36 protein-coding genes are annotated in these 25,499 nt (G+C 67.2%); all 36 read right to left on the bottom strand.

Going from position 1 to position 25,499, the window contains the following annotated elements:
• Window positions 1-82 precede the first annotated feature (82 nt).
• A complete protein-coding gene (gene rpsD, locus AB0O28_RS12280; protein ID WP_363639213.1) occupies window positions 83-709 on the bottom strand; it encodes a 30S ribosomal protein S4 in 627 nt (208 codons plus the stop codon).
• 20 nt (window positions 710-729) lie between these two features.
• Window positions 730-1,134 (bottom strand): 30S ribosomal protein S11, encoded by a 405-nt coding sequence (rpsK, locus tag AB0O28_RS12275; RefSeq protein WP_020542285.1) that lies wholly within the window; start codon window positions 1,132-1,134, stop codon window positions 730-732.
• Between the two features lie 36 nt (window positions 1,135-1,170).
• Window positions 1,171-1,551 (bottom strand): 30S ribosomal protein S13, encoded by a 381-nt coding sequence (rpsM, locus tag AB0O28_RS12270; protein ID WP_169951815.1) that lies wholly within the window; start codon window positions 1,549-1,551, stop codon window positions 1,171-1,173.
• A 266-nt stretch (window positions 1,552-1,817) separates the two neighbouring features.
• A complete protein-coding gene (rpmJ, locus tag AB0O28_RS12265; protein WP_003956441.1) occupies window positions 1,818-1,931 on the bottom strand; it encodes a 50S ribosomal protein L36 in 114 nt (37 codons plus the stop codon).
• A 45-nt stretch (window positions 1,932-1,976) separates the two neighbouring features.
• Window positions 1,977-2,198: a translation initiation factor IF-1 gene (gene infA / locus AB0O28_RS12260; RefSeq protein ID WP_030508344.1), complete on the bottom strand. Its 222-nt coding sequence runs from the start codon at window positions 2,196-2,198 to the stop codon at window positions 1,977-1,979.
• 625 nt (window positions 2,199-2,823) lie between these two features.
• The gene (locus tag AB0O28_RS12255; RefSeq protein WP_363639209.1) at window positions 2,824-3,261 is read right to left on the bottom strand and encodes a DUF1707 domain-containing protein; all 438 of its coding nucleotides are present in this window, start codon (window positions 3,259-3,261) and stop codon (window positions 2,824-2,826) included.
• 69 nt (window positions 3,262-3,330) lie between these two features.
• On the bottom strand, window positions 3,331-4,161 hold the full coding sequence (gene map / locus AB0O28_RS12250) for a type I methionyl aminopeptidase (protein ID WP_363639207.1): 831 nt from the start codon (window positions 4,159-4,161) through the stop codon (window positions 3,331-3,333).
• 85 nt (window positions 4,162-4,246) lie between these two features.
• The gene (locus tag AB0O28_RS12245; RefSeq protein ID WP_079319854.1) at window positions 4,247-4,900 is read right to left on the bottom strand and encodes an adenylate kinase; all 654 of its coding nucleotides are present in this window, start codon (window positions 4,898-4,900) and stop codon (window positions 4,247-4,249) included.
• Window positions 4,900-6,207 carry a preprotein translocase subunit SecY gene (gene secY / locus AB0O28_RS12240; protein ID WP_363639205.1) on the bottom strand — a complete coding sequence of 436 codons (1,308 nt, stop codon included), beginning with the start codon at window positions 6,205-6,207 and terminating at the stop codon, window positions 4,900-4,902. Before secY ends, AB0O28_RS12245 begins: the two co-directional genes overlap by 1 nt.
• Window positions 6,208-6,388: 181 nt before the next feature.
• Window positions 6,389-6,844: a 50S ribosomal protein L15 gene (gene rplO, locus AB0O28_RS12235; RefSeq protein ID WP_142616393.1), complete on the bottom strand. Its 456-nt coding sequence runs from the start codon at window positions 6,842-6,844 to the stop codon at window positions 6,389-6,391.
• A gap of 2 nt (window positions 6,845-6,846) precedes the next feature.
• Window positions 6,847-7,029, bottom strand: coding sequence for a 50S ribosomal protein L30 (gene rpmD, locus AB0O28_RS12230; RefSeq protein ID WP_079319858.1), 183 nt, complete (start codon window positions 7,027-7,029; stop codon window positions 6,847-6,849).
• A 2-nt stretch (window positions 7,030-7,031) separates the two neighbouring features.
• Window positions 7,032-7,664 (bottom strand): 30S ribosomal protein S5, encoded by a 633-nt coding sequence (gene rpsE / locus AB0O28_RS12225; protein WP_030508336.1) that lies wholly within the window; start codon window positions 7,662-7,664, stop codon window positions 7,032-7,034.
• A 64-nt stretch (window positions 7,665-7,728) separates the two neighbouring features.
• On the bottom strand, window positions 7,729-8,112 hold the full coding sequence (gene rplR, locus AB0O28_RS12220; RefSeq protein WP_363639202.1) for a 50S ribosomal protein L18: 384 nt from the start codon (window positions 8,110-8,112) through the stop codon (window positions 7,729-7,731).
• Between the two features lie 2 nt (window positions 8,113-8,114).
• Window positions 8,115-8,657, bottom strand: coding sequence for a 50S ribosomal protein L6 (rplF, locus tag AB0O28_RS12215; RefSeq protein WP_363639200.1), 543 nt, complete (start codon window positions 8,655-8,657; stop codon window positions 8,115-8,117).
• A gap of 18 nt (window positions 8,658-8,675) precedes the next feature.
• Entirely contained in the window at window positions 8,676-9,074 is a 399-nt protein-coding gene (rpsH, locus tag AB0O28_RS12210; protein ID WP_357044533.1) for a 30S ribosomal protein S8, read from the bottom strand.
• A gap of 110 nt (window positions 9,075-9,184) precedes the next feature.
• The gene (locus AB0O28_RS12205) at window positions 9,185-9,370 is read right to left on the bottom strand and encodes a type Z 30S ribosomal protein S14 (protein ID WP_030451489.1); all 186 of its coding nucleotides are present in this window, start codon (window positions 9,368-9,370) and stop codon (window positions 9,185-9,187) included.
• A 2-nt stretch (window positions 9,371-9,372) separates the two neighbouring features.
• Complete coding sequence (gene rplE / locus AB0O28_RS12200; protein WP_363639197.1) at window positions 9,373-9,942, bottom strand: 50S ribosomal protein L5; 570 nt, start codon at window positions 9,940-9,942, stop codon at window positions 9,373-9,375.
• Window positions 9,942-10,241 carry a 50S ribosomal protein L24 gene (gene rplX, locus AB0O28_RS12195; protein WP_363639824.1) on the bottom strand — a complete coding sequence of 100 codons (300 nt, stop codon included), beginning with the start codon at window positions 10,239-10,241 and terminating at the stop codon, window positions 9,942-9,944. The genes rplE and rplX overlap by 1 nt, the downstream gene beginning before the upstream one ends.
• 8 nt (window positions 10,242-10,249) lie before the next feature.
• Window positions 10,250-10,618 (bottom strand): 50S ribosomal protein L14, encoded by a 369-nt coding sequence (gene rplN, locus AB0O28_RS12190; RefSeq protein WP_030508330.1) that lies wholly within the window; start codon window positions 10,616-10,618, stop codon window positions 10,250-10,252.
• 189 nt (window positions 10,619-10,807) lie between these two features.
• Window positions 10,808-11,095 (bottom strand): 30S ribosomal protein S17, encoded by a 288-nt coding sequence (rpsQ, locus tag AB0O28_RS12185; RefSeq protein ID WP_079319862.1) that lies wholly within the window; start codon window positions 11,093-11,095, stop codon window positions 10,808-10,810.
• The gene (gene rpmC / locus AB0O28_RS12180) at window positions 11,088-11,324 is read right to left on the bottom strand and encodes a 50S ribosomal protein L29 (RefSeq protein WP_030508328.1); all 237 of its coding nucleotides are present in this window, start codon (window positions 11,322-11,324) and stop codon (window positions 11,088-11,090) included. The genes rpsQ and rpmC overlap by 8 nt, the downstream gene beginning before the upstream one ends.
• Window positions 11,324-11,743, bottom strand: a complete 420-nt coding sequence (rplP, locus tag AB0O28_RS12175) for a 50S ribosomal protein L16 (RefSeq protein ID WP_030508327.1) — start codon at window positions 11,741-11,743, stop codon at window positions 11,324-11,326. Before rplP ends, rpmC begins: the two co-directional genes overlap by 1 nt.
• A 2-nt stretch (window positions 11,744-11,745) precedes the next feature.
• Window positions 11,746-12,588 carry a 30S ribosomal protein S3 gene (gene rpsC, locus AB0O28_RS12170; RefSeq protein WP_363639194.1) on the bottom strand — a complete coding sequence of 281 codons (843 nt, stop codon included), beginning with the start codon at window positions 12,586-12,588 and terminating at the stop codon, window positions 11,746-11,748.
• On the bottom strand, window positions 12,588-12,941 hold the full coding sequence (gene rplV, locus AB0O28_RS12165) for a 50S ribosomal protein L22 (protein ID WP_079319864.1): 354 nt from the start codon (window positions 12,939-12,941) through the stop codon (window positions 12,588-12,590). Before rplV ends, rpsC begins: the two co-directional genes overlap by 1 nt.
• 33 nt (window positions 12,942-12,974) lie before the next feature.
• Entirely contained in the window at window positions 12,975-13,253 is a 279-nt protein-coding gene (gene rpsS / locus AB0O28_RS12160; RefSeq protein WP_030508324.1) for a 30S ribosomal protein S19, read from the bottom strand.
• Window positions 13,254-13,264: 11 nt separating this feature from the next.
• Window positions 13,265-14,101 carry a 50S ribosomal protein L2 gene (gene rplB / locus AB0O28_RS12155; RefSeq protein WP_363639191.1) on the bottom strand — a complete coding sequence of 279 codons (837 nt, stop codon included), beginning with the start codon at window positions 14,099-14,101 and terminating at the stop codon, window positions 13,265-13,267.
• Between the two features lie 132 nt (window positions 14,102-14,233).
• Entirely contained in the window at window positions 14,234-14,536 is a 303-nt protein-coding gene (gene rplW / locus AB0O28_RS12150) for a 50S ribosomal protein L23 (RefSeq protein WP_076432505.1), read from the bottom strand.
• Window positions 14,536-15,186 carry a 50S ribosomal protein L4 gene (rplD, locus tag AB0O28_RS12145; protein WP_363639189.1) on the bottom strand — a complete coding sequence of 217 codons (651 nt, stop codon included), beginning with the start codon at window positions 15,184-15,186 and terminating at the stop codon, window positions 14,536-14,538. The genes rplW and rplD overlap by 1 nt, the downstream gene beginning before the upstream one ends.
• Window positions 15,183-15,839, bottom strand: coding sequence for a 50S ribosomal protein L3 (rplC, locus tag AB0O28_RS12140; RefSeq protein WP_363639187.1), 657 nt, complete (start codon window positions 15,837-15,839; stop codon window positions 15,183-15,185). Before rplC ends, rplD begins: the two co-directional genes overlap by 4 nt.
• Before the next feature lie 13 nt (window positions 15,840-15,852).
• Entirely contained in the window at window positions 15,853-16,161 is a 309-nt protein-coding gene (rpsJ, locus tag AB0O28_RS12135; protein ID WP_012887830.1) for a 30S ribosomal protein S10, read from the bottom strand.
• 245 nt (window positions 16,162-16,406) lie between these two features.
• A complete protein-coding gene (gene tuf / locus AB0O28_RS12130; protein ID WP_346225640.1) occupies window positions 16,407-17,600 on the bottom strand; it encodes an elongation factor Tu in 1,194 nt (397 codons plus the stop codon).
• A 99-nt stretch (window positions 17,601-17,699) separates the two neighbouring features.
• Complete coding sequence (gene fusA / locus AB0O28_RS12125; protein ID WP_363639184.1) at window positions 17,700-19,799, bottom strand: elongation factor G; 2,100 nt, start codon at window positions 19,797-19,799, stop codon at window positions 17,700-17,702.
• A gap of 33 nt (window positions 19,800-19,832) precedes the next feature.
• A complete protein-coding gene (gene rpsG, locus AB0O28_RS12120) occupies window positions 19,833-20,303 on the bottom strand; it encodes a 30S ribosomal protein S7 (RefSeq protein WP_363639182.1) in 471 nt (156 codons plus the stop codon).
• A gap of 1 nt (window position 20,304) precedes the next feature.
• Window positions 20,305-20,679, bottom strand: a complete 375-nt coding sequence (rpsL, locus tag AB0O28_RS12115) for a 30S ribosomal protein S12 (RefSeq protein WP_030508316.1) — start codon at window positions 20,677-20,679, stop codon at window positions 20,305-20,307.
• Between the two features lie 643 nt (window positions 20,680-21,322).
• Window positions 21,323-25,198, bottom strand: a complete 3,876-nt coding sequence (locus tag AB0O28_RS12110; protein WP_363639179.1) for a DNA-directed RNA polymerase subunit beta' — start codon at window positions 25,196-25,198, stop codon at window positions 21,323-21,325.
• Window positions 25,199-25,217: 19 nt separating this feature from the next.
• The coding region (locus AB0O28_RS12105) for a hypothetical protein (RefSeq protein ID WP_363639177.1) at window positions 25,218-25,499 on the bottom strand (282 nt) is incomplete at its 5' end.

Genomic DNA, 25,499 nt, shown 5'->3' with positions numbered 1-25,499 from the left:
TTGACGCCGCTCGCCTACAACCATGATGCCGTACGGCCGGGAATGTACCAGCCGTACGGCGCCATGAACTGCCGGGGCCCTACTACTTGGAGTAGAGCTCGACGATCAGCTGCTCCTGAACCAGCGTGTCGATCTGCTGGCGGACCGGGAGCTGGTGCACGAGGATGCGCATGCTCTCGGCGGAGACACCCAGCCACGCCGGGACGGTCTTGTCGCCGGCGGTCGCGCGGGCCACCTCGTACGGGAGCAGGTTGCGCGACTTCTCGCGGACCTCGATGATGTCGTGCTCGCGCACGCGGTACGACGGGATGTCGACCTTCCTGCCGTTCACGAGGAAGTGGCCGTGGCGCACCTGCTGGCGGGCCGCGTCCCGCGACTCGGCGAAGCCGGCGCGGTAGACCACGTTGTCGAGACGGCTCTCCAGGATCTGGAGCAGGTTCTCACCGGTCTTGCCGCCCTTGCGGTTGGCTTCCTCGTAGTAGTTGTGGAACTGCTTCTCGAGGACGCCGTAGATGCGGCGGGTCTTCTGCTTCTCACGAAGCTGAAGCTGGTACTCCGACTCCTTCGGACGGCCGCGGCCGTGCTCACCGGGCGGGTACGGGCGGATCTCGATGGGGCACTTGGCGGACTCGCACTTCTTGCCCTTGAGGAAGAGCTTGGTCTTCTCTCGACGGCAGAGCTTGCAGTCCGGACCCGTGTAACGAGCCATTTCTTTCTACTCTCCTGAGCTCAGACGCGACGGCGCTTGGGCGGACGGCAGCCGTTGTGCGGGACCGGGGTCACGTCCTGGATGGACCCGACCTCGAGGCCGGTCGCCTGCAGCGAACGGATCGCGGTCTCACGGCCGGAGCCGGGGCCCTTGACGAAGACGTCGACCTTGCGCATGCCGTGCTCCATGGCGCGGCGGGCGGCGTTCTCGGCAGCCATCTGGGCGGCGAACGGGGTGGACTTACGGGAGCCCTTGAACCCGACGTGGCCGGCGCTGGCCCAGGAGATCACGTTCCCGTTCGGGTCGGTGATCGAAACGATCGTGTTGTTGAACGTGCTCTTGATGTGGGCGTGCCCGTGAGCGACGTTCTTCTTTTCCTTGCGGCGCACCTTCTTCGGTGCGCCCTGGCGGCTCTTCGGCGGCATTGAAGCGCTAACTCCTGGAAATGTGGCTGCTAAGGACTACTTCTTGCCGGGCTTCTTCTTGCCGGCAACGGTCTTCTTCTTGCCCTTGCGGGTGCGCGCGTTCGTCTGCGTCCGCTGACCGTGGACAGGCAGCCCCTTGCGGTGCCGGATGCCCTGGTAGCAGCCGATTTCGATCTTGCGTCGGATGTCGGCCTGAATCTCGCGGCGAAGGTCGCCCTCGATCTTGTAGTTCGCCTCGATGAAGTCACGCATCGGGACGAGCTCGGCGTCCGTGAGCTGGTGGACGCGCAGGTCGGGGCTGATGCCGGTCGCGTCAAGGATCTCCTTGGCGCGGGTGCGGCCGATTCCGAAAACATAGGTGAGAGCGATCTCCAGCCGCTTGTCGCGGGGGAGGTCGACGCCAACCAGGCGGGCCATGGTCGGGCATTCTCCTTCAGTGTGGCGGAGGTCTTGCGCCACACTTCCCCTCCCATGCCCGGGCGAGGGCCCCGGCCTCCGACCGGGGGTCTCCCACGTGGTACGGCTCTCGCCGCCTGCGCGGGTGTGTGACGCGTCTTCGTTGTCCCGGCCCTCACGCGGGTCGAGTCCGCCACGCGGACGGACTCAGCAGGGGCCTGGTGGCGACGTACTGGAGAGGAAGGTCGGCCTCGCCCGGCACACGGCCCGGCGCAGCCTCCGTCCGCTCAGCCCTGGCGCTGCTTGTGGCGCAGGTTGTCGCAGATCACCATGACGCGACCGTGCCGGCGAATCACCTTGCACTTGTCGCAGATCTTCTTGACGCTCGGCTTGACCTTCATAGTCCTTATTCGTTCCGCATACGGCCCGTCCCGCTGGCGGGGGGCCTACTTGTACCGGTAGACGATCCGCCCACGACTCAGGTCGTAGGGGCTCAGCTCCACGACTACCCGGTCGTCGGGCAGGATCCTGATGTAGTGCATCCGCATCCGCCCACTGATATGGGCCAGGACCTTGTGACCGTTGTCGAGCTGCACCCTGAACATGGCATTCGGGAGCGACTCAATAACAGTGCCCTCAATCTCGATGGCGCCGTCTTTCTTGGCCATGGCCCTCGCGTTTCACTGATCGGATCGTCTGAGGCTTCGGAACACTAAGCAGCCGCGACCTTCGTGGCGCTTCCAGAGAGCGGCGACCAGCAAGGCCGCCTAGGCGCAAAGGTCATAGTGAACCGACAAAGGAGTGTACGACAACCCGGGCCGAATTGCGAAACGACGGCAGGGGTCCCTACACAACCAGATCACAGCGTACCCCCGGCGGGTGCCTCCGGCCAATTCCGCACCCGGCCACGTCCGGCCGAGTCGGCAGGATCCGCGCCGCGCCGATGTCCTCATCGGGCCGTTCACGTCGCCCAGGTCCACGTCCGCCCGATCTCACGGCCGCCCGGTCCCGTGTCCGGGGCCGATCGGGCCTTCACAGGGGAAGCCGCCGCACCCGCCCGCCCGGCACCGCCGAAATGCCGGGACGGGTGGGTGCGGCCCGATCACCGCGGGCGCACGGCCCGAGCGGGACCGTACGTCGCGACATCGGACATCTACCCGCCGCCGGCTCACACGACATCGGCGCTCCGGTAAAGAAGGGGCCGCACACGCGGAAGGGCGCGGGCGCCCCGCCCGGCCGACGCGTACGGCGAGGAGAGCGACCGGCGTCAGAGGGGTCCGGACGGCGTGGGCGTCAGGAGTCGCGCCGGGACTGTCCGCTGATCGTGTTGACGAGGAGGATGATCCCCCAGGGGCCCATGACCCACAGCGGCCACGGAGGAACGAAGTGGCCCGAGGCGACGAAGGCGAGGAGCCAGAAGAGCCAGCTGATGGCGCTGACCCCCGCCCAGGCGGCCCATGCGCCCTTCAGGCTCCGTGCCTTGTCGCCCGGCAGGGCCGGATGAGCCCCCTGTGCGGGCGCGGTGGCGGCGGGCAGCCGGTGCAGGTCGATCTCGGGCAGATCCGAGGTGAGCGTCGCGAGCTCCCCGTACGTACGGCTCTGGTAGACCCGCTCCAGCCGCTCGTTGAACTCGTCGATGGTGAGCCTGCCCTCGGCCACGTGCTCGCGCAGTGCCGCCGCGACCCGGTCCCGGTCGCCGTCGGAGGCCCGCATCTCCGGCGCTGCAGCCATCACCATCTCCCGGTCATTCGAGCGATAGGACCATTATTGTTCAGACGCCGCCTGAGCGGGCGTTTCCGATCAGAAGGCGGTCTCCCCCGCCTGAGCCGTCACGTCCGGGAACCGGGAGGCGCCGCCGTCCAACGCCGTCAGCACCAGCGGGCCGTTCTCGGTGACCGCCACGCTGTGCTCGAAGTGCGCCGAGGCCCGGCCGTCGAGCGTGACGACCGTCCAGTCGTCGGCCAGCACCTTGGTCCGGTCGGTGCCGAGGTTCACCATCGGCTCGACCGCGAAGCACATGCCCACCTCGAACCGGGGCCCCCGCCCCGGGCGGCCGTGGTTGGCGATCCACGGGTCCATGTGCATCTCGGTGCCGATGCCGTGCCCACCGTACTCCTGGGGGATGCCGTAGCGGCCCTGGGAACGCACGTACTGCTCGACCTGGTAGCCGATGTCTGACAGGTGCCCGCCGACCCGCAGGGCCGCGATGCCCCGCCACATGGCCTCCTCGGTCACCCGGATGAGCTCGAGCAGTTCGGGGTCGACCTCGCCGATCGGCACCGTGATCGCCGAGTCCCCGTGCCACCCGTCGAGGATCGCGCCGCAGTCGATCGAGATGATGTCGCCCTCGCGGAGCTCCCGGCGGTCGCTGGGGATCCCGTGGACGACCTCGTCGTTCACGGAGGCGCAGATCGTGGCGGGGAAGCCCTGGTAGCCCTTGAACGACGGAATCGCACCCTCGCCCCGGATGGCCTCCTCGGCGATGGCGTCGAGATCGAGCGGCGTCATCCCGGGCCGGACCGAGGTCCGGAGCAGTTCCAGCGTCCTGCCCACGACGAGGCCGGCCGCGCGCATCTTCTCCAGTTGCTCGGCGCTCTTGATCTGAATTCCGTGCCGGTTTTTCTTGAACACGTAACGCACCCCCTCTCGAATTGTCCCATATAAGCCTGAACGCCACCCCATGGAGTGGAGTGGCGTTCCGGGCTGCGGTAATGATTCAGTCAGCGAACCGCCGCAGTGCCGACATCGCCCGCTGGGTGATCTCCTCGACCGGACCGGTCGCGTCGACCCCCTGCAGGATGCCCTCGTCGGCGTAGAACGAGATCAACGGCGCCGTCTGCTCCTGGTAGACCTCCAGGCGGCGCCTGATGGTCTCCTCACGGTCGTCGTCCCGCTGGAAGAGCTCCCCGCCGCAGGCGTCGCAGACGCCCTCCACGGCGGGCGGGTCGAACACGACGTGCCACACCTTGCCGCAGGAGCGGCAGGTACGGCGGCCCGCCAGGCGGCGTACGACCTCGTCGTCCTCGACGACCAGGTTGAGGACCACGTCGAGCGCTGTGCCGAACTCGGCCAGCATCTTCTTCAGGACCTCGGCCTGCGGCACGTTGCGGGGGAAGCCGTCCAGGAGGAAGCCCTCCTGCGCGTCGTCCTCCGACAGCCGGTCGCGGACCATGGCCACGGTCACCTCGTCGGGGACGAGGTCGCCGCGGTCCATGTACTCCTTGGCGAGCTTGCCGAGCTCCGTGCCGCCGGAGACGTTGGCACGGAAGATGTCGCCTGTCGAGATTTTCGGGATCGACAGGTGCGAAGCGATGAACTGGGCCTGCGTCCCCTTACCCGCTCCGGGGGGCCCTACCAGGACGACGCGCACTATCTCAGGAAGCCCTCGTAGTTGCGCTGCTGAAGCTGGCTCTCGATCTGCTTGACCGTGTCCAGACCAACACCAACCATGATCAGAATGCTGGTCCCTCCGAACGGGAAGTTCTGGCTCGCTCCGGCCACCGCCAGCGCGATGATCGGGATCAGCGAGATGACACCCAGATACGGAGCGCCCGCGGCCGTGAGCCTGTTGAGCACGTAGCTCAGGTACTCAGCGGTCGGCCGGCCCGGGCGGATGCCCGGAATGAACCCACCGTACTTCTTCATGTTGTCAGCCACTTCAGGGGGGTTGAAAGTGATGGACACGTAGAAGTACGTGAAGAAGACGATCAGCAGGAAGAACGTGGCCATGTAGATGGGGTGGTCGCCCCTGATCATGTTCTGCGCCAGCCACTCGACCACCGCGTTGGGGTTCTGGCTGTTGCCGAACAGCGTGACCAGCAGCTGCGGCAGGTACAGCAGCGACGAGGCGAAGATGACCGGGATGATGCCGGCCTGGTTCACCTTGAGCGGGATGTAGGTCGAGGTGCCGCCGTACATCCGGCGGCCGACCATCCGCTTGGCGTACTGCACCGGGATGCGACGCTGCGCCTGCTCGATGAACACGACGACACCGATCATCACGATGCCGACGATCATCACGACCACGAACTTGAACGGGCTCTGGCGGAAGATGTTCACGAGCTCGGACGGGAACACCGCGATGACCTGCGTGAAGATCAGGATCGACATGCCGTTGCCGACGCCGCGGTCGGTCACCAGCTCGCCCAGCCACATGATCACGGCGGTTCCAGCGGTCATCGTGACGACCATGGTGATCAGCGGGAAGACGTCCTGGCTCAGCAGGATTTCCTTGTTGCAGTTCTGGAAGAGCTGCCCACTACGGGCCAGCGCGACGAACGCGGTCGACTGCAGCACCGCGAGGCCGATGGTCAGATAACGGGTGTATTGTGTGATCTTCGCCGTGCCCGCCTGGCCCTCCTTCTTGAGGGCCTCCAGCCGGGGGATCACCACCGTCAGCAGCTGCAGGATGATGCTCGCGGTGATGTACGGCATGATGCCGAGCGCGAACACTGAAAGTTTCAACAGGGCGCCGCCGCTGAAGAGCTGCACCATCCCGTAGATGTTTGCAGCGTCTCCCGCCTGGGCCTCCTCAAGACACAGGGCCACGTTCTGGGCGTTGACGCCCGGAGTGGGAAGCACCGAGCCGAGCCGGAACAGCACGATGATGCCCAGTGTGAAGAGCAGCTTCTTGCGCAGGTCCGGCGTACGGAACGCCCGGGTAATCGCGGTCAGCACGGTCCCTCCTGCGCGTCAGTGACGCGGTAACGGTCGGCGATGGCCCCCAAGGCGTCCATCGACATGTCTTTCTGCCAGAGTGCTTGGTCTGGCACGGGTGGAGCCCCGTGCCAGGCGAACTCTAACGCACTACGGGCGCGGAGGCTCATAACGAACCTCCGCGCCTCGTGCAGCGTCATGCCTACAGCTCGGAAACCGAGCCACCGGCCGCGGCGATCTTCTCCTTCGCGCTGGCGGAGAAGGCGTGCGCCTGCACGTTCACCGCCACGGAGATCTCGCCGGTGCCGAGCACCTTCACGGGCTGGTTCTTGCGAACCGCACCCTTGGCGACCAGGTCGTCGAGGGTGACGTCGCCGCCCTGGGGGAACAGCTCCCCAAGCCTGTCCAGGTTGACGACCTGGTAGGTCGTCTTGAACAGGGCGTTGGAGAAGCCCTTCAGCTTCGGCAGCCGCCGCTGGAGCGGAACCTGGCCACCCTCGAAGCCCGGCATCACGGACGTACGGGCCCTGGTGCCCTTGGTGCCACGGCCGGCCGTCTTGCCCTTGGAGCCCTCACCGCGGCCCTTGCGGGTCTTGGCCTTGTTGGCGCCGGGGGCCGGACGGAGGTCGTGAATCTTGAGCGGAGCGTTCTCGGTCATGACTAGTCGACCTCCTCAACTTCGACGAGGTGCGACACCTTGGCGACCATGCCCCGGATCTCCGGGCGGTCCTCCTTGACGACCACGTCGCCGATTCGCTTCAGACCCAGCGAGCGCAGCGAGTCACGCTGGTTCTGCTGACCACCGATCTTGGACCGGGTCTGGGTGATCTTCAGACGAGCCATCGCTAGCTCACCGCCTTCGCGGCCGCGGCCGCCTCGGCCAGGCCCTCGGCGCGAGCCTTCAGCATCGCCTTGGGAGCGACGTCCTCGATCGGCAGGCCACGGCGGGCGGCGATCTCCTCGGGCCTGCTGAGGCCCTTCAGAGCCGCCACGGTGGCGTGCACGATGTTGATCGGGTTGTCCGAGCCGAGCGACTTGGACAGCACGTCGTGGATCCCGGCGCACTCCAGGACCGCGCGGACCGGGCCACCCGCGATGACGCCCGTACCGGGCGAGGCCGGACGCAGGAGGACGACGCCGGCGGCGTCCTCACCCTGCACCGGGTGCGGGATCGTGCCCTGGATGCGCGGAACCTTGAAGAAGTGCTTCTTGGCCTCCTCGACGCCCTTGGCGATCGCCGCGGGCACCTCCTTGGCCTTGCCGTAGCCGACCCCGACGAGGCCGTTGCCGTCGCCGACGATGACCAGCGCGGTGAAGCTGAAGCGCCGGCCGCCCTGGACGACCTTCGCCACTCGGTTGATCTTTACAACGCGCTCGATGTACGAGACGCCCTTGTCTGCGGCGCCACCGCGGCGGTCATCACGACGGTCACGCCGCTCGCCACCGCCGCCGGCACCGCGACGCGGAGCTGCAGCCATCAGTGGTTCCTCTTCTCGTTGCTCTTGGGACGGGCCGTCAGTCGCGACCCCCGGGCCGGAGCCATCAGAACTCCAGCCCGCCTTCACGGGCGCTGTCAGCGAGAGCGGCGATGCGCCCCGCGTAGCGGTTGCCACCGCGGTCGAACACGACAGCGGTGATCCCGGCACTCTTGGCCCGCTGAGCGAGAAGCTCGCCGACCTTCTTCGCCTTCTCGGTCTTGTCACCCTCGGCGCCGCGCAGCGAGGCGTCCATGGTGGACGCGCTCACCAGCGTGTGCCCCTGGGTGTCGTCGACGATCTGCACGAACAGGTGACGCGTGGACCGGTTGACGACCAGACGCGGACGCTCGGACGTACCGAAGACGTTCTTGCGGACACGGTGGTGCCGGCGGGCCCGGGAGACCGTGCGGGCGGCCGTGTGCTTGCCGAACGCAGTCTTTCCAGCCATGCCTACTTACCAGCCTTTCCGACCTTGCGGCGGACAACCTCGCCCTGGTAGCGCACGCCCTTGCCCTTGTACGGGTCCGGCTTGCGCAGCTTCCTGATGTTGGCGGCGACCTCGCCGACCTTCTGCTTGTCGATGCCGTCCACGTGGAACAGGGTCGGCTTCTCGACGCGGAAGCTGACACCGTCGGGCGCGTCGACGATCACCGGGTGGCTGAAGCCCAGCGAGAACTCCAGCTGCGTCGGGCCCTTGGCCGCGACGCGGTAACCAACGCCGACGATCTCGAGCGTCTTCGTGTAGCCCTGCGTGACGCCCGCCACCATGTTGGCGATGAGCGTGCGGGACAGGCCGTGCAGAGCACGCACCTTGTTCTCGTCGTTCGGGCGGGTGACGGCTACGGTGCCGTCCTCGCCGCGCGAGACCTCGATGGGCTCGGCGACCGTGTGAGTGAGCGTGCCCTTGGGCCCCTTGACCTGGACTTCCCGGCCGTCGATCGTGATGTCGACACCCGCCGGTACGGGGATGGGCAGCCGTCCGATTCGCGACATGCTGAGTGCCTCCCCTCGTTACCAGACGTAGGCGAGGACTTCCCCGCCCACTCCACGCTTCGTCGCCTGCCGGTCCGTCATCAGGCCGCCGGACGTCGAGATGATCGCGACGCCCAGACCGCCCAGCACGCGGGGCAGGTTGTCCTTCTTTGCATAGACCCGCAGACCGGGCTTCGACACCCGGCGCAGGCCCGCGATGGCGCGCTCGCGGCTGGGGCCGAACTTCAGCTCCATCACGAGGTTCTTGCCAACCTTCGCGTCCTCGACGCTCCAGCCCTGGATGTAGCCCTCCTGCTGGAGGATCTCCGCGATGTGTGCCTTGATCTTGGAGTAAGGCATGCTCACGGTGTCGTGATAGGCCGAGTTCGCGTTACGCAGACGCGTCAGCATGTCTGCGATCGGGTCGGTCATCGTCATGGCCGGTGGCCTTCCTCACCGCGGTTTCCCGATGGGACCTTCGGTGTGGTCGTGGGCGCTGCGTTCAGCGCCCGGTTGATATGACTTCTGTACGGCTGGCCCGCGAGGGCTTACCAGCTCGACTTGGTGATGCCGGGCAGCTCGCCCCGGTGCGCCATCTCGCGGAAGCACACGCGGCACAGCCCGAACTTGCGGTAGACAGCGCGGGGACGGCCGCAGCGCGAGCACCGAGTGTACGCCCGGACCTCGAACTTCTGCTTGCGCGCTGCCTTGACCTTCAGCGACGTCTTCGCCATGATCAGGCCTCCTTGAAGGGGAATCCGAGGAGCTTCAGCAGCGCCCGGCCCTGCTCGTCGTTCTTCGCGGTGGTCACGACCGTGATGTCCATGCCCCGCTGCCGGTCCACCCTGTCCTGGTCGACCTCGTGGAACATGACCTGCTCCGTGAGGCCGAAGGTGTAGTTGCCGTTGCCGTCGAACTGCTTCGGCGACAGGCCGCGGAAGTCACGGATACGCGGCAGCGCCAGAGCCAGCAGCCGGTCGAGGAACTCCCACATGCGGTCGCCGCGCAGCGTCACATGCGCGCCGATCGGCATGCCCTCACGCAGCTTGAACTGCGCGATGGACTTGCGGGCGCGGGCGACGGCCGGCTTCTGGCCGGTGATGGCGGTCAGGTCGCGCACGGCGCCCTCGATGAGCTTCGAGTCGCGGGCGGCCTCGCCGACACCCATGTTCACCTTGATCTTGGTGATCGTGGGCACCTGCATGATGTTCTCGATGCCGAACTCCTCGCGCAGCTTCGCGATGATCTCCTCGCGGTAGCGCTGCTTGAGGCGCGGAACAACTCGCTCTTCAGTCGTGGCGGTCATCAGCTGTCCTCACCCGTCGCCGCGGCGTCGCCCTTGGCGGCGGCCTTCTTCTCGGGCTTCTTCTCGTCATCCTTGAGCTTCTTGACGTTGCTCACGTGGATGGGAGCCTCCATGGTCTGCACGCCGCCTTCCTGGGCGCCGCGCGGGCCCTGGTTGGTGACCTTGGAGTGCTTCTTGATCATGTTGACGCCCTCGACCACCACGCGCTCCCTGTCGGGGTACGCGGCGATGATCCGGCCCTTGGCGCCCTTGTCCTTGCCGGCGATGACCTGGACGAGATCGCCCTTCTTCACGTGCAGCTTCGGCATCACAGCACCTCCGGCGCGAGCGAGATGATGCGCATGAACTTCTTGTCGCGCAGTTCACGGCCCACCGGGCCGAAGATGCGGGTGCCCCGCGGGTCGCCGCTGTCCTTGATGATGACCGCGGCGTTCTCGTCGAAGCGGATGTAGGAGCCGTCGGGGCGGCGGCGCTCCTTCACGGTGCGCACCACGACAGCCTTGACAACGTCGCCTTTCTTAACGCCTCCGCCGGGAATGGCGTCCTTCACCGTGCCCACGATGATGTCGCCGATTCCCGCGTAGCGCCGACCCGAGCCGCCGAGCACGCGGATGCAAAGAATCTCCTTGGCACCCGTGTTGTCGGCGACCTTGAGCCGCGACTCCTGCTGGATCACGTCTACTCCTGTGTGTCGTGCCGGTTCTCACCTCTCGGTGAGCCTGGCCGAACCCGATGTGGTCTTTTTCCCTCGGCGACAGTCGTACGACCGCCACCGCTGGCGGACGGGACCGACGGCCGGCCCCGCCCCTTGGACACCGTCATGGGGGGTGGTTTCCCACCCCCCACGAGGCGCGTCTTTGTGAGGTTACTTGGCCTTCTCGAGGATCTCGACGACCCGCCACCGCTTGGTGGCCGACAGCGGCCGGGTCTCCATCAGGAGGACGCGGTCGCCGACGCCGCAGGCGTTCTGCTCGTCGTGGGCCTTGTACTTCGTCGTACGGCGAATGACCTTGCCGTACAGCGGGTGCTTGACGCGGTCCTCGACGGCGACGACGACGGTCTTGTCCATCTTGTCGCTGACGACCAGGCCCTCGCGGGTCTTGCGGTAGTTCCGCTGCGTCTCAGTGGTCGGGGTCTCGGTTGCTTCAGACATCGCTCGGCTCCTTCTCGACCGTGACGATCCCGAGCTCGCGCTCGCGCATCACGGTGTAGATGCGGGCGATCTCGCGGCGGACGGCACGCAGCCGCCCGTGGCTCTCCAGCTGACCCGTCGCCGACTGGAAGCGGAGGTTGAACAGCTCCTCCTTGGCTTCCTTCAGCTTCTGGACCAAGACCTCCTGGTCCTCGACACGCAGCTCCGCGGCGGTCAGACCCTTAGCCATCACGCCTCACCCACTTCACGCTTGACGAAACGGCACTTCATGGGGAGCTTGTGCATCGCACGCCGCATGGCCTCGCGGGCCACGGGCTCGGCGACACCGGACAGCTCGAACATGACACGGCCGGGCTTGACATTGGCGATCCACCACTCCGGAGAGCCCTTACCGGAACCCATGCGGGTCTCGGCCGGCTTCTTCGTCAGGGGGCGGTCCGGGAAGATGTTGATCCACACCTTGCCGCCACGGCGGATGTGCCGGGTCATGGCGATACGCGCGGCCTCGATCTGGCGGTTGGTCACGTAGGAGTGCTCAAGCGCCTGGATGCCGAACTCGCCGAAGACGACCCGGGTGCCGCCCTTGGCGGCGCCGCTGCGGTCGGGCCGGTGCTGCTTGCGGTGCTTGACCCTGCGCGGGATCAGCATGGTCAGCTCCCTTCAGCACCCGGCTGCTCCGCCGGGCCGGTCTCGGGGGCGGCCTGCGCGGCCGCCTCAGTCCTGGGTGCACGGTCGGAACGACCCGCACCGCCACGACGGGGACGGTCGCCGCCGCCACGACGCGGACGCTCGCCCGCGCCACCGCGACGGTCGTCGCGACGCTGCCCCGCACGGGCCGCGGCCGCTGCCGCATCCCGCTCGGCGCGGCTGGTCGGGGCCTCGCCCTTGTAGATCCACACCTTCACGCCAATGCGGCCGAAGGTGGTGCGGGCCTCGTAGAAGCCGAAGTCGACGTCCGCGCGGAGCGTGTGCAGGGGCACGCGGCCCTCGCGGTAGAACTCCGAGCGCGACATCTCGGCGCCGCCGAGACGGCCGGAGCACTGGACACGGATGCCCTTGGCCCCGCTCTTCATGGCGGACTGCATGGCCTTGCGCATGGCCCGGCGGAACGAGACGCGGCTGGACAGCTGCTCGGCCACGCCCTGCGCGACGAGCTGCGCGTCGGTCTCGGGGTTCTTCACCTCGAGGATGTTCAGCTGGACCTGCTTCTTGGTCAGCTTCTCCAGGTCGCCGCGGATGCGGTCGGCCTCGGCGCCGCGGCGGCCGATGACGATGCCCGGCCGGGCGGTGTGGATGTCGACCTGAACGCGGTCAGTCGTGCGCTCGATCTCGACCTTGGAGATGCCGGCCCGCTCCATGCCCTTCTGCAGCATGCGACGGATCGCCACGTCCTCGGCGACGTACGACTTGTACAGCTTGTCGGCGTACCACCGGCTCTTGTGCTCGGTCGTGATGCCGAGGCGGAACCCGTGCGGGTTAACCTTCTGGCCCACTAGCGGGTCCTTCCCTTCGGCTCGCGGGACTCCACGATCACAGTGATGTGACTGGTCCGCTTGTTGATCCGATAGGCACGACCCTGGGCACGCGGGCGGAAGCGCTTGAGCGTCGGGCCCTCGTCGACCCACGCCCGGCTCACGAAGAGCGTGTCCCGGTCGAGCTTGAAGTTGTGCTCAGCGTTCGCGATCGCGCTCGAGAGCACCTTGTAAACGGTCTCGCTCGCCGCCTGGGGAGCGAACTGCAGCACGGCCTGCGCCTCCGAAGCGGGCAGCCCGCGAATGAGGTCCACCACACGGCGGGCCTTCCGGGGCGTGTGGCGCGCATACCGCGCCTGTGCCCTGGCTTCCATCGCTTTCTCCTCTAACTGCTGGCTTGAAGGCGCTTACCGCCGGCTGCGGCGGTCTTCCTTGACGTGGCTGCGGAACGTCCGCGTGGGGGCGAACTCACCGAGCTTGTGACCGATCATCGACTCGGTGACGAACACCGGGACGTGCTTGCGGCCGTCGTGCACGGCGATCGTGTGGCCGATCATGTCGGGCACGATCATGGAGCGCCGCGACCACGTCTTGATGACGTTCTTGGTGCCCTTCTCGTTCTGGGCGTCCACCTTCTTCTGAAGGTGATCGTCCACGAAGGGACCCTTCTTAAGACTACGTGGCATTTCGGCTGCTCCTACCGCTTCTTCCTCTTGCTCCGACGACGGATGATCAGCCGGTCGCTCGGCTTGTTCGGCTGCCGGGTACGGCCCTCGGGCTTACCCTTCGGGTTCACCGGGTGACGACCACCGGAGGTCTTGCCCTCACCACCACCGTGCGGGTGGTCGACCGGGTTCATGGCGACACCGCGGACCGTGGGGCGCTTGCCCTTCCAGCGGTTGCGGCCGGCCTTGCCGATGCTGATGTTGCCCTGCTCGGCGTTGCCCACCTGGCCCACCGAGGCCCGGCAGCGCACGTCGACCTGGCGCATTTCTCCGGACGGCATACGCAGCGTGGCGTACATGCCCTCCTTGGCGAGCAGCTGGATCTGCGCGCCGGCGCTGCGGCCGAGCTTGGCGCCGCCACCCGGGCGGAGCTCCACCGCGTGGATGAAGGTACCGGTCGGGATGTTGCGCAGCGGCAGGCAGTTGCCCGGCTTGATGTCGGCCGTGGGGCCGTTCTCGATCCGGTCCCCCTGCTTGAGGCCGGCCGGAGCGAGGATGTAGCGCTTCTCGCCGTCGGCGTAGTGGAGCAGCGCGATGCGGGAGGTTCGGTTGGGGTCGTACTCGATGTGCGCGACCTTGGCCGGGATCCCGTCCTTGTCGTGGCGGCGGAAGTCGATGATCCGGTAGGCGCGCTTGTGCCCGCCTCCCTGGTGCCGGGCGGTCACCCGGCCGTGAACGTTACGGCCGCCCTTGCTGTGCAGTGGGGCAAGCAGCGACTTCTCCGGCGTGCTGCGCGTGATCTCGGCGAAGTCCGAGACGCTCGCGCCGCGCCGACCCGGAGTCGTCGGCTTGTACTTACGGATGCCCATCTTTTTCGTTCATCCTTTGTCGGTTCGTACCGGTCGGGGCCCGCCTTTCAGCGGTCCCCCCGGTGCTTTCTTTCTCGGGGCCGGTCCCTCGCACAGTGGCGAGGGGCCCCTCTCCCCGCTGCGGCAGGTCTGCTAGCCGATCTGACCGAAGATGTCGATCCGCTCACCCTCGGCCAGGCTCACGATCGCGCGCTTGGTGTCGGGGCGCTGGCCGTAGCCGTGCCGGGTCCGCTTGCGCTTGCCCTGGCGGTTGATCGTGTTCACGCCGGTCACCTTGACGCCGAAGATCTGCTCGACGGCGATCTTCACCTGCGTCTTGTTGGCACCCTTGCGCACCAGGAACGTGTACTTGTTGTGCTCATCGATCAGGCCGTAGCTCTTCTCGGAGACGATCGGCTTGAGGATGATGTCACGCGGGTCGGCGATCTTCTGCATCAGGCCTCTTCCTTCCCGCTCTTCGCCAGCCGGGCCACGACCTGGTCGTAGGCCTCACGGGTGAAGACCACGTCGTCGTGGCACAGCACGTCGTAGGTGTTCAGCTGTCCCGCGTCCAGCAGGTGGACCTCGGGCGCGTTGCGCAGGCTGAGCCAGGTGAGCTCGTCGTTCTCGTCGACCACGACGAGCACGCTGCGGGCCTGCGTGATCTTGCGCAGCGCCTCCAGGGTGGCCCTGGTCTTGGGCGTGTCACCCGTGACCAGGCTGTCCACCACGTGGACGCGGCCGCCGCCGGCGCGGTCGGACAGCGCGCCCTTCAGGGCGGCCGCCTTCATCTTCTTGGGCGTGCGCTGCTCGTACGAGCGCGGCTGCGGGCCGTGGACGACGCCACCGCCGGCGAAGTGCGGCGCGCGGGTCGAGCCCTGACGGGCGCGGCCGGTGCCCTTCTGCCGGTACGGCTTCTTGCCGCCGCCGGACACGTCGCCGCGGGTCTTGGTGGCGTGGGTGCCCTGCCGGCGCGCGGCGAGCTGGGCGACGACCACCTGGTGGATCAGCGGGACGTTGACCTTGGCCCCGAAGACCTCCTCGGGGAGGTCGACGGTCCCCGTCTTGGCGCCGCTGGCGTCGAGGACGTCAATGGTCGTGGTCACTTCGCAGCAACCCCCTTCTTGGCAGCGGTGCGGAGGAGGACCAGGCTGCCGTTGGCGCCGGGGATCGCACCCTTGATCAGGATGAGGCCCTTCTCGGCGTCCACGGCGTGCACCTTGAGGCTCTGAACCGTCGTGCGGACGTTGCCCATCCGGCCGGCCATGCGCACGCCCTTGAAGACGCGGCCCGGGGTGGCGCAGCCACCGATGGAACCCGGGGAGCGGTGCTTGCGCTGGGTACCGTGCGAAGCGCTCAGACCACGGAAGTTGTGGCGCTTCATGACACCGGCGTAGCCCTTGCCCTTGCTCTTGCCAGTGACGTCGACGTACTGGCCGGCCTCGAAGGTGTCGGCGAGGATCTCCTGGCCGATCGTGTACTCGGAGGCGTCGTCGGTGCGTACCTCGGTGAAGTAGCGGCGCGGGGTGATGTCGTGCTTGCGCAGGTAGTCGCCCAGGGGCTTGTTCACCTTGCGCGGGTCGATCTGCCCGTAGCCGAGCTGGACGGCGGAGTAGCCGTCCTTCTCCGGAGTGCGGACCCGGGTCACCACGCACGGACCGGCCTCGACCACGGTGACCGGGATCACCCGGTTCGCCTCATCGAAGACCTGGGTCATGCCGAGCTTCTTGCCCAGGACGCCCTTGATCTGCTTAGCCATGTCAGTGCGTTCCTTAGAGCTTGATCGAGATGTCCACGCCGGCGGGAAGGTCGAGACGCATGAGCGAGTCGACCGTCTTCGGCGTCGGGTCGATGATGTCAATCAGCCGCTTGTGCGTACGCATCTCAAAGTGCTCGCGGCTGTCCTTGTACTTGTGCGGCGACCGGATGACGCAGTACACGTTCTTCTCGGTCGGCAGCGGCACCGGGCCAGCGACCTTGGCACCGGTCCGCGTCACCGTCTCGACGATCTTCTTGGCCGAGCTGTCGATGACCTCGTGGTCATACGCCTTAAGCCGGATGCGGATCTTCTGTCCCGCCATAATGGCCTCGGTGTCCTTCGCTGTCGTCCTATAAAGCTTCGCGCGGCCTGTTGCCGCAGGTCTGTTTCCACAAGACCGACGCCCGGATTCCGTCCGGTGTTCCGTGATCTGGCAGTGGCTTCGGTCGAAGTGCGGCCGAAAGCACTGCGAGATCACGGTCTCGTCGTCCGTGGGGGGTCGTCTCCGGCCCCTGCGTGGTGCGGCGGTCAGGCCCTTGCGGACCCGACCGCCGCCCAGCGGTGCTACTACTTGATGACCTTCGTAACGCGACCGGCGCCGACGGTGCGGCCACCCTCACGGATCGCGAACTTCAGACCCTCTTCCATGGCGACCGGCTGGATGAGCTGGACGGTCATCTCGGTGTTGTCACCGGGCATGACCATCTCGGTGCCCTCCGGCAGGTTCACCACGCCCGTCACGTCAGTCGTACGGAAGTAGAACTGCGGACGGTAGTTGTTGAAGAACGGCGTGTGGCGGCCGCCCTCGTCCTTGGACAGGATGTAGACCTGCGCCTCGAACTCGGTGTGCGGGGTGGTCGTGCCCGGCTTGATGACACACTGACCGCGCTCGACCTCCTCACGCTTGATGCCGCGCAGGAGCAGACCGACGTTGTCACCGGCCTGGCCCTCGTCGAGGAGCTTGCGGAACATCTCGACGCCGGTGACGGTCGTCGTGGTGCTCTTCTCCTTGATGCCGATGATGTCGACGGTCTCGTTGACCTTGACGATGCCGCGCTCGATACGGCCGGTGACGACGGTGCCGCGACCGGTGATCGAGAACACGTCCTCGATCGGCATGAGGAACGGCTTGTCGGTGTCACGAACGGGCTCGGGGACGTTCTCGTCCACGGCGTTCATGAGCTCGATGATGGAGTCGCCCCACTTCTCGTCGCCCTCGAGCGCCTTGAGCGCCGATACGCGCACGACCGGCAGGTCGTCGCCCGGGAACTCCTGGGCGGACAGCAGCTCGCGGACCTCGAGCTCGACGAGCTCCAGGATCTCCTCGTCGTCGACCATGTCGGCCTTGTTGAGGGCCACGACGATGTAGGGGACGCCGACCTGGCGGGCCAGGAGGACGTGCTCCTTCGTCTGCGGCATCGGGCCGTCGGTCGCCGCGACCACCAGGATCGCGCCGTCCATCTGGGCGGCACCGGTGATCATGTTCTTCACGTAGTCGGCGTGACCGGGGCAGTCCACGTGGGCGTAGTGGCGCTTCTCGGTCTGGTACTCGACGTGCGCGATGGAGATGGTGATTCCGCGAGCCTTCTCCTCGGGCGCCTTGTCGATCTTGTCGAACGGGGTCGCCTCGTTGAGCTGCGGGAAACGGTCGTGAAGCACCTTGGTGATCGCCGCGGTCAGAGTGGTCTTGCCGTGGTCGATGTGCCCAATGGTGCCGATGTTCACGTGCGGCTTGTTCCGCTCGAACTTGGCCTTGGCCACTGGTCTGTCTCCTTAGAGATTCTGACTTGACTTTCGTCTTCTACCTCAGGCTCTGTACGGCGGGGCGCCCGAGAGCGCCCCACCCTACAGCGAGCGGAACTATTCGCCCCGAGCCTTCGCGACGATCTCCTTGGCGATGCCCGGGGGCACCTCCGCGTAGGAGTCGAACTGCATGCTGTAGCTCGCCCGCCCCTGAGTGCGGCTGCGCAGGTCACCCACGTAGCCGAACATCTCGGAGAGCGGAACGAGCGCCCTGATGACGCGGGCGCCGGACCGTTCGTCCATTGCCTGGATCTGCCCGCGACGACCGTTCAGGTCGCCGATGACATCTCCCATGTAGTCCTCGGGCGTGGTGACCTCGACGGCCATCATCGGCTCGAGGAGTACGGCATCCGCCTTGCGCGCGGCCTCCTTGAAGGCCATCGAGCCGGCAATCTTGAAGGCCATTTCCGACGAGTCGACCTCGTGGAAGGCACCGTCCTGAAGCGTGACCTTGACGCCGACCATCGGGTAGCCGGCGAGCACGCCGAACTCGGCCGCCTCCTGCGCACCCGCGTCCACGGACGGGATGTACTCCCGCGGGATGCGGCCACCGGTGACCTTGTTCTCGAACTCGTAACCGTCGTTGCCCTCGCCCAGCGGCTCCAGGCTGATGATCACGCGAGCGAACTGGCCGGAACCACCGGTCTGCTTCTTGTGCGTGTACTCGACCTTCTCCACCTTGCGGCGGATGGTCTCGCGGTAGGCGACCTGCGGGCGGCCGACGTTCGCCTCGACCTTGAACTCGCGGCGCATCCGGTCGACGAGGATCTCCAGGTGGAGCTCGCCCATGCCCCAGATGACCGTCTGGCCGGTCTCCTCGTCGCGGCGGACCTGGAAGGACGGGTCCTCCTCGGCCAGCCGCTGGATCGCGGTGCCCAGCTTCTCCTGGTCGCCCTTGGTCTTGGGCTCGATGGCGACGTTGATGACCGGCGCCGGGAACGTCATCGACTCGAGGACGACCTGCTTGACCGGGTCCGACAGAGTGTCGCCGGTGGTGGTGTCCTTCAGGCCCATGACGGCCACGATCTGACCAGCGGTCGCGGACGGGCGCTCCTCGCGCTTGTTCGCGTGCATCTGGTAGATCTTGCCGATCCGCTCCTTCTTGCCCTTGACCGAGTTCACCACGGTGGTGCCGGTCTCGAGCGTGCCGGAGTAGATGCGGATGTAGGTCAGCTTGCCCAGGTGCGGGTCGCTCATGATCTTGAACGCCAGCGCCGCGAAGGGCTCGTTCGGGTCCGCGTGGCGCTCGACGATCTCCTCCTCGTTGCCCACCGCGTGGCCCTTGAAGGCCGGGATGTCGGTGGGGGCGGGGAGGTAGGCGACGATCGCGTCGAGCAGGGGCTGCACGCCCTTGTTCTTGAACGCGGTGCCGCACAGGACCGGGTTGATCGAGCCGGCGACCGTCGCACGGCGGATGGCCGCGACGAGCTGCTCCTCGGTGGGCTCGACGCCCTCCAGGAAGAGCTCCATGAGCTCGTCGTCGTTCTCGGCCACGGTCTCGACGAGCTTGTCGCGCCACTCACGGGCGGCGTCGGCGTGGTCGGCCGGAATGTCGACGGTGTCGTACATCTCGCCCTTGGCCGCCTCGGCGCTCCAGAGCAGGCCCTTCATCTTCACCAGGTCGATGACGCCCTTGAAGTCGGCCTCGACGCCCCAGGGAAGCTGGATGACCGCCGGGGTGGAGCCCAGCCGGCTGATCATCATGTCGACACAGCGGTGGAACTCCGCGCCGACCCGGTCCATCTTGTTCACGAAGCAGATGCGGGGCACGCCATACCGGTCGGCCTGGCGCCAGACCGTCTCCGACTGCGGCTCCACGCCGGCGACGCCATCGAACACCGCGACCGCGCCGTCGAGAACACGCAGCGACCGCTCGACCTCGATGGTGAAGTCCACGTGTCCGGGCGTGTCGATGATGTTGATCGTGTGATCAAGCCAGCTGCAGGTGGTCGCGGCGGAGGTGATGGTGATGCCGCGCTCCTGCTCCTGCTCCATCCAGTCCATGGTGGCAGCGCCCTCATGGACTTCACCGATCTTGTAGTTGATGCCGGTGTAGAACAGGATGCGCTCAGTCGTCGTGGTCTTGCCCGCGTCGATGTGGGCCATGATCCCGATGTTGCGGACCCTGGCCAGGTCAAGAGCGGTCGTGGTGGCCACTTCTTCGCGTCCTTAACTCGTCGTCGGTGCTCACTACCAGCGGTAGTGCGCGAAGGCCTTGTTGGACTCGGCCATCTTGTGCGTGTCCTCGCGCCGCTTGACGCTGGCGCCGAGGCCGTTGCTCGCGTCGAGCAGCTCGTTCATGAGCCGCTCGGTCATGGTCTTCTCGCGGCGCGCCCGGGAGTACTGGACGATCCACCGCAGCGCCAGCGTGGTGCTGCGCGAGGCCTTGACCTCGACGGGCACCTGGTAGGTGGCGCCACCGACGCGGCGGCTCTTCACCTCGAGCGTCGGGCGGACGTTGTCGAGAGCGCGCTTGAGGGTGACGACCGGGTCGTTGCCGGTCTTCTCCTTGCAGCCCTCGAGGGCGCCGTAGACGATCGACTGCGCGAGGGAGCGCTTGCCGTCCAGGAGAACCTTGTTGATCAGCGCGGTGACCAGCGGCGAGTTGTGCACCGGGTCAGCGACCAGCTGGCGGCGGCCAGGGGAACCCTTGCGCGGCATGTCAGCTCTTCTCCTTCTTCGCGCCGTAGCGGCTGCGGGCCTGCTTGCGGTTGCGGACGGCCTGAGTGTCCAGCGAACCACGGATGATCTTGTAGCGAACACCCGGCAGGTCCTTCACACGACCACCACGCACGAGCACCATCGAGTGCTCCTGGAGGTTGTGGCCCACCCCGGGGATGTAAGCCGTGACCTCGATGCCGTTGGTGAGCCGAACACGGGCCACCTTGCGCAGCGCCGAGTTGGGCTTCTTGGGGGTCGTCGTGTAAACGCGGGTGCAAACGCCGCGCCGCTGCGGGCTCCCCTTGAGGGCAGGAGTCTTGGTCTTGCTGACCTTGTCCTGCCGGCCCTTACGGACCAACTGCTGAATGGTGGGCACCGCGTCTCCGTTTCGTGCCTAGCCGGTGATACGTAGGACCCGATCGAGGTGGCGATGCCGCCTCTCACAGGCTTGCAGGTACTGCCGGTGTCATGACCTGCTGGTTTTCCATCCCCTTCGACCCCCGCGCTCGGGCGTGTCGCGCTCTGGTCGCATCACACCCGGGCGGACCCGGTCGATCTGGAGGAGTCACGCGACGCCCCCCGCGCACTTCCCTTGTCGGGAAGCGGCATTTGAGCGCACGCATGCGAGCCCACAGACGGGCACGAAGGTAAAGCCTACCCGCCCCTGTACAACACGTCAAAACAGAGGAGGACGCCCCGGAGGGACGTGCCCCGCTGTCTCGACGTGCCGCTACACCGGCGGCCCGAGCCGGACCGCCGAGAGACTCGGCCTCCCATAATACCGCCCTCACGAGCCGCTTCTCACGGTTTCCGCGCCGTCTCCGCCGGGAGTCGCCCGCCCCCGCGCGGCGCCCGTGTCACATGCCCGGCCCGCGCCTGCCCGCGCCCGGCCGGCTCCGGCCGGGCGCGGGGCCGGGAGAGCATGCGAAGCGTGGACAACGGAAAGCGGCCCGGGACCAGATGCCCCGGGCCGCTTCCGTACGTTCCCCGCCGCGGCGATCGCTCACCGCGGCGACCTGTCAACGGCCGTACTGGCCGAAGTCGTACTCCTCCAGCGGAACGGCCTCGCCGCTGCCGGAGCCGAAGGTGTAGTCCGCCGCCGAGCCGTCGTAGCCGCCGACCGTGTACATCGCGGCCTTGGCCTCCTCGGTCGGCTCCACCCGGATGTTGCGGTACTGGGGCATGCCCGTACCGGCCGGGATGAGCTTACCGATGATGACGTTCTCCTTCAGGCCGAGCAGCGAGTCCGACTTGGCGTGGATCGCCGCGTCGGTGAGGACTCGCGTCGTCTCCTGGAAGGACGCCGCCGACAGCCACGACTCGGTGGCCAGCGAGGCCTTCGTGATGCCCATCAGCACCGGACGGCCGGCAGCCGGCTGGCCGCCCTCCGCCACGGTCTGACGGTTGATGGCCTCGAAGCGCGGCCGCTCGACCAGCTCGCCGGGCAGCAGCTCGGTGTCGCCGGACTCCAGCACGTTCACGCGCTTGAGCATCTGCCGGACGATGACCTCGATGTGCTTGTCGTGGATCGACACACCCTGCGAGCGGTAGACCTGCTGCACCTCGTCCACGAGGTGGAGCTGGACCGCGCGCGGGCCGAGGATGCGCAGGACCTCGTTCGGGTTGCGCGCACCGGCGACCAGGAGCTGGCCGACGTCCACGCGCTGTCCCTCCGAGACCAGCAGCCGCGACCGCATCGACACCGGGTAGGCGACCTCGTCGGAGCCGTCGTCCGGGGTAATGACGATCTTGCGGGTCTTGTCGGTCTCGTCGATCCGGACGCGGCCGGCGACCTCGCTGATCGGGGCGACACCCTTGGGGATGCGCGCCTCGAACAGCTCCTGGACACGCGGCAGACCGTGGGTGATGTCGGCGCCCGCCACACCACCGGTGTGGAAGGTACGCATGGTCAGCTGGGTGCCGGGCTCACCGATCGACTGGGCCGCGATGATGCCGACGGCCTCGCCGACGTCCACGAGCTTGCCGGTGGCCAGCGAACGGCCGTAGCAGGTCGCGCAGACACCGATCTTGGCCTCGCAGACGAGCGTGCTGCGCGTCCTGACGGTCTCGATGCCGGCGTTCACCAGCGCCGTCACCACGTCGTCGTTGATGTCGACGCCCGCCGACGCGACGAGCTTGCCGTCCACCTCGACGTCCTCGGCCAGGATGCGGCCGTGCACGTTGCTCTCGGCGTTCTCGGCCTTGACCAGGTTGCCCTGGGGGTCGCGCTCGCCCACGTGCAGCGGGACGGCCCGGTCGGTGCCGCAGTCGATCTCGCGCACGATGACGTCCTGCGCGACGTCGACCAGACGACGGGTCAGGTAACCGGAGTCGGCGGTCCGCAGGGCGGTGTCCGCCAGACCCTTCCGCTGGCCGTGGGTCGAGATGAAGTACTCCAGCACCGACAGGCCCTCGCGGAAGGAGGACTTGATCGGCCGCGGGATCGTCTCACCCTTGGTGTTGGACACCAGGCCGCGGATGCCGGCGATCTGCCGGACCTGCATGCGGTTACCACGAGCGCCGGAGTTGACCATCATCCAGACCGGGTTGGTCGCCGGGAACGCGTTGACCATGTCGGTCTCGACGTCCGCCGTCGCGTGGGTCCAGATCTCGATGAGCTCCTGACGGCGCTCCTCGTCGGTGATCAGACCGCGGTCGTACTCCCGCTGGACCTTGTCGGCCCGCTTCTCGTACGACTCCATGATGGCGGCCTTGTTCGGCGGGGCCACGACGTCCTCGATGGAGATCGTGACACCGGCGCGGGTCGCCCAGTAGAAGCCGGCGTCCTTCAGCGAGTCGAGCGCGTTGGCCACCTCCACCTTCGGGTACCGCTCGGCCAGCTCGTTGACGATCGCCGAGAGCTGCTTCTTGCCGACCTGGTAGTTCACGAAGGGGTAGTTGGCGGGCAGCGTCTGGTTGAACAGGCACCGGCCCAGCGTGGTCTCCAGCCGGATCGGGTCGCCGGTCTCCCAGCCCTCGGGAGCCTCCCAGCCGCGCGGCGGCGGGACGTCCTTGAGCCGCACCTGGACCTTGGCCTGGATGTCCAGCTCGTGGCGGTCGAAGGCCATGAGGGCCTCCGACACGTTGCCGAACACCCGGCCCTCGCCCTTGCCGCCATCCTTCTGGGTGGTCAGCCAGTACAGACCGATGACCATGTCCTGGGTGGGCATCGTCACCGGCTTGCCGTCGGCCGGCTTGAGGATGTTGTTGGTGGACAGCATCAGGATCCGCGCCTCGGCCTGGGCCTCGGCCGACAGCGGCAGGTGCACCGCCATCTGGTCGCCGTCGAAGTCCGCGTTGAAGGCGGTGCAGACGAGCGGGTGGATCTGGATGGCCTTGCCCTCGACCAGCTGCGGCTCGAAGGCCTGGATGCCCAGGCGGTGCAGGGTGGGCGCACGGTTGAGCAGCACCGGGTGCTCGGTGATGACCTCTTCCAGCACGTCCCACACGACCGGCTTGGACCGCTCGACCATCCGCTTGGCGGACTTGATGTTCTGCGCGTGGTTGAGGTCGACCAGGCGCTTCATCACGAACGGCTTGAACAGCTCCAGCGCCATCTGCTTGGGCAGGCCGCACTGGTGGAGCTTGAGCTGCGGGCCGACGACGATGACCGAACGGCCGGAGTAGTCGACGCGCTTGCCGAGCAGGTTCTGCCGGAAACGACCCTGCTTACCCTTCAGCATGTCGCTGAGGGACTTCAGCGGACGGTTGCCGGGGCCCGTGACCGGGCGGCCGCGGCGGCCGTTGTCGAACAGGGCGTCGACCGCCTCCTGCAGCATCCGCTTCTCGTTGTTCACGATGATCTCGGGCGCGCCGAGGTCGAGCAGACGCTTGAGCCGGTTGTTCCGGTTGATGACCCGGCGGTACAGGTCGTTCAGGTCCGAGGTGGCGAAGCGGCCACCGTCGAGCTGGACCATCGGCCGCAGGTCCGGCGGGATCACCGGGATGCAGTCGAGGACCATGCCGCTCGGCGAGTTGCGGGTGTTGAGGAACGCCGCGACGACCTTGAGCCGCTTGAGCGCGCGGGCCTTCTTCTGGCCCTTGCCGCTGCGGATGGTCTCCCGCAGGTTCTCCGCCTCGGCCTCCAGATCGAAGCTGGCCAGCCGCTCCTGGATGGCCTGGGCGCCCATGCCGCCGCGGAAGTAGCGGCCGAACCGGTCGCGCATCTCGCGGTAGAGCAGCTCGTCGCCCTCCAGGTCCTGGACCTTGAGGTTCTTGAAGCGGCTCCAGACCTCCTCGAGCCGGTCCAGCTCGCGCTGGGCCCGGTCGCGGAGCTGACGCATCTCGCGGTCGGCGCCCTCACGCACCTTGCGGCGAGCGTCGCCCTTGGCGCCGGCGGCCTCCAGCTCGGCCAGGTCGGCCTCGAGCTTCTTCTGCCGTGCCTCGATGTCGGCGTCACGGCGCTGCTCGATGTGCTGCCGCTCGACGGAGATCTTCGCCTCCAGCGAGGGCAGGTCACGGTCACGCATCTCGATGTCGACATGCGTGATCATGTACGCCGCGAAGTAGATGACCTTCTCCAGGTCCTTCGGGGCCAGGTCGAGCAGGTAACCGAGGCGCGAAGGAACGCCCTTGAAGTACCAGATGTGGGTGACCGGAGCGGCGAGCTCGATGTGGCCCATCCGCTCGCGGCGCACCTTGGCGCGCGTGACCTCGACGCCACAGCGCTCACAGATGATGCCCTTGAAGCGGACGCGCTTGTACTTACCGCAGTAGCACTCCCAGTCCCGGGTCGGACCGAAGATCTTCTCGCAGAAGAGCCCGTCCTTTTCCGGCTTGAGGGTCCGGTAGTTGATGGTCTCCGGCTTCTTCACCTCGCCGTGCGACCACTGCCTGATGTCGTCGGCGGTCGCGAGGCCGATGCGCAGCTCGTCGAAGAAGTTGACGTCGAGCACTAGATAATCCCCTTTTGAATCAGACCTCGTCGACGGTCATCGCGCCCTCGTGGGGACGCCGGGACAGGTCGATGCCGAGCTCCTCCGCCGCGCGGAAGACGTCCTCGTCGGTGTCCCTCATCTCGATCGACATGCCGTCGCTGGAGAGAACCTCGACGTTCAGACAGAGCGACTGCATCTCCTTGATGAGGACCTTGAAGGACTCGGGAATGCCCGCCTCGGGGATGTTCTCGCCCTTGACGATGGCCTCGTAGACCTTCACGCGGCCCAGGACGTCGTCGGACTTGATCGTCAGCAGCTC

Source organism: Microbispora sp. NPDC088329, from assembly GCF_040685655.1.
Taxonomy (GTDB): Bacteria; Actinomycetota; Actinomycetes; order Streptosporangiales; family Streptosporangiaceae; genus Microbispora.
This window is presented reverse-complemented; position numbering and strand designations above follow the sequence as displayed.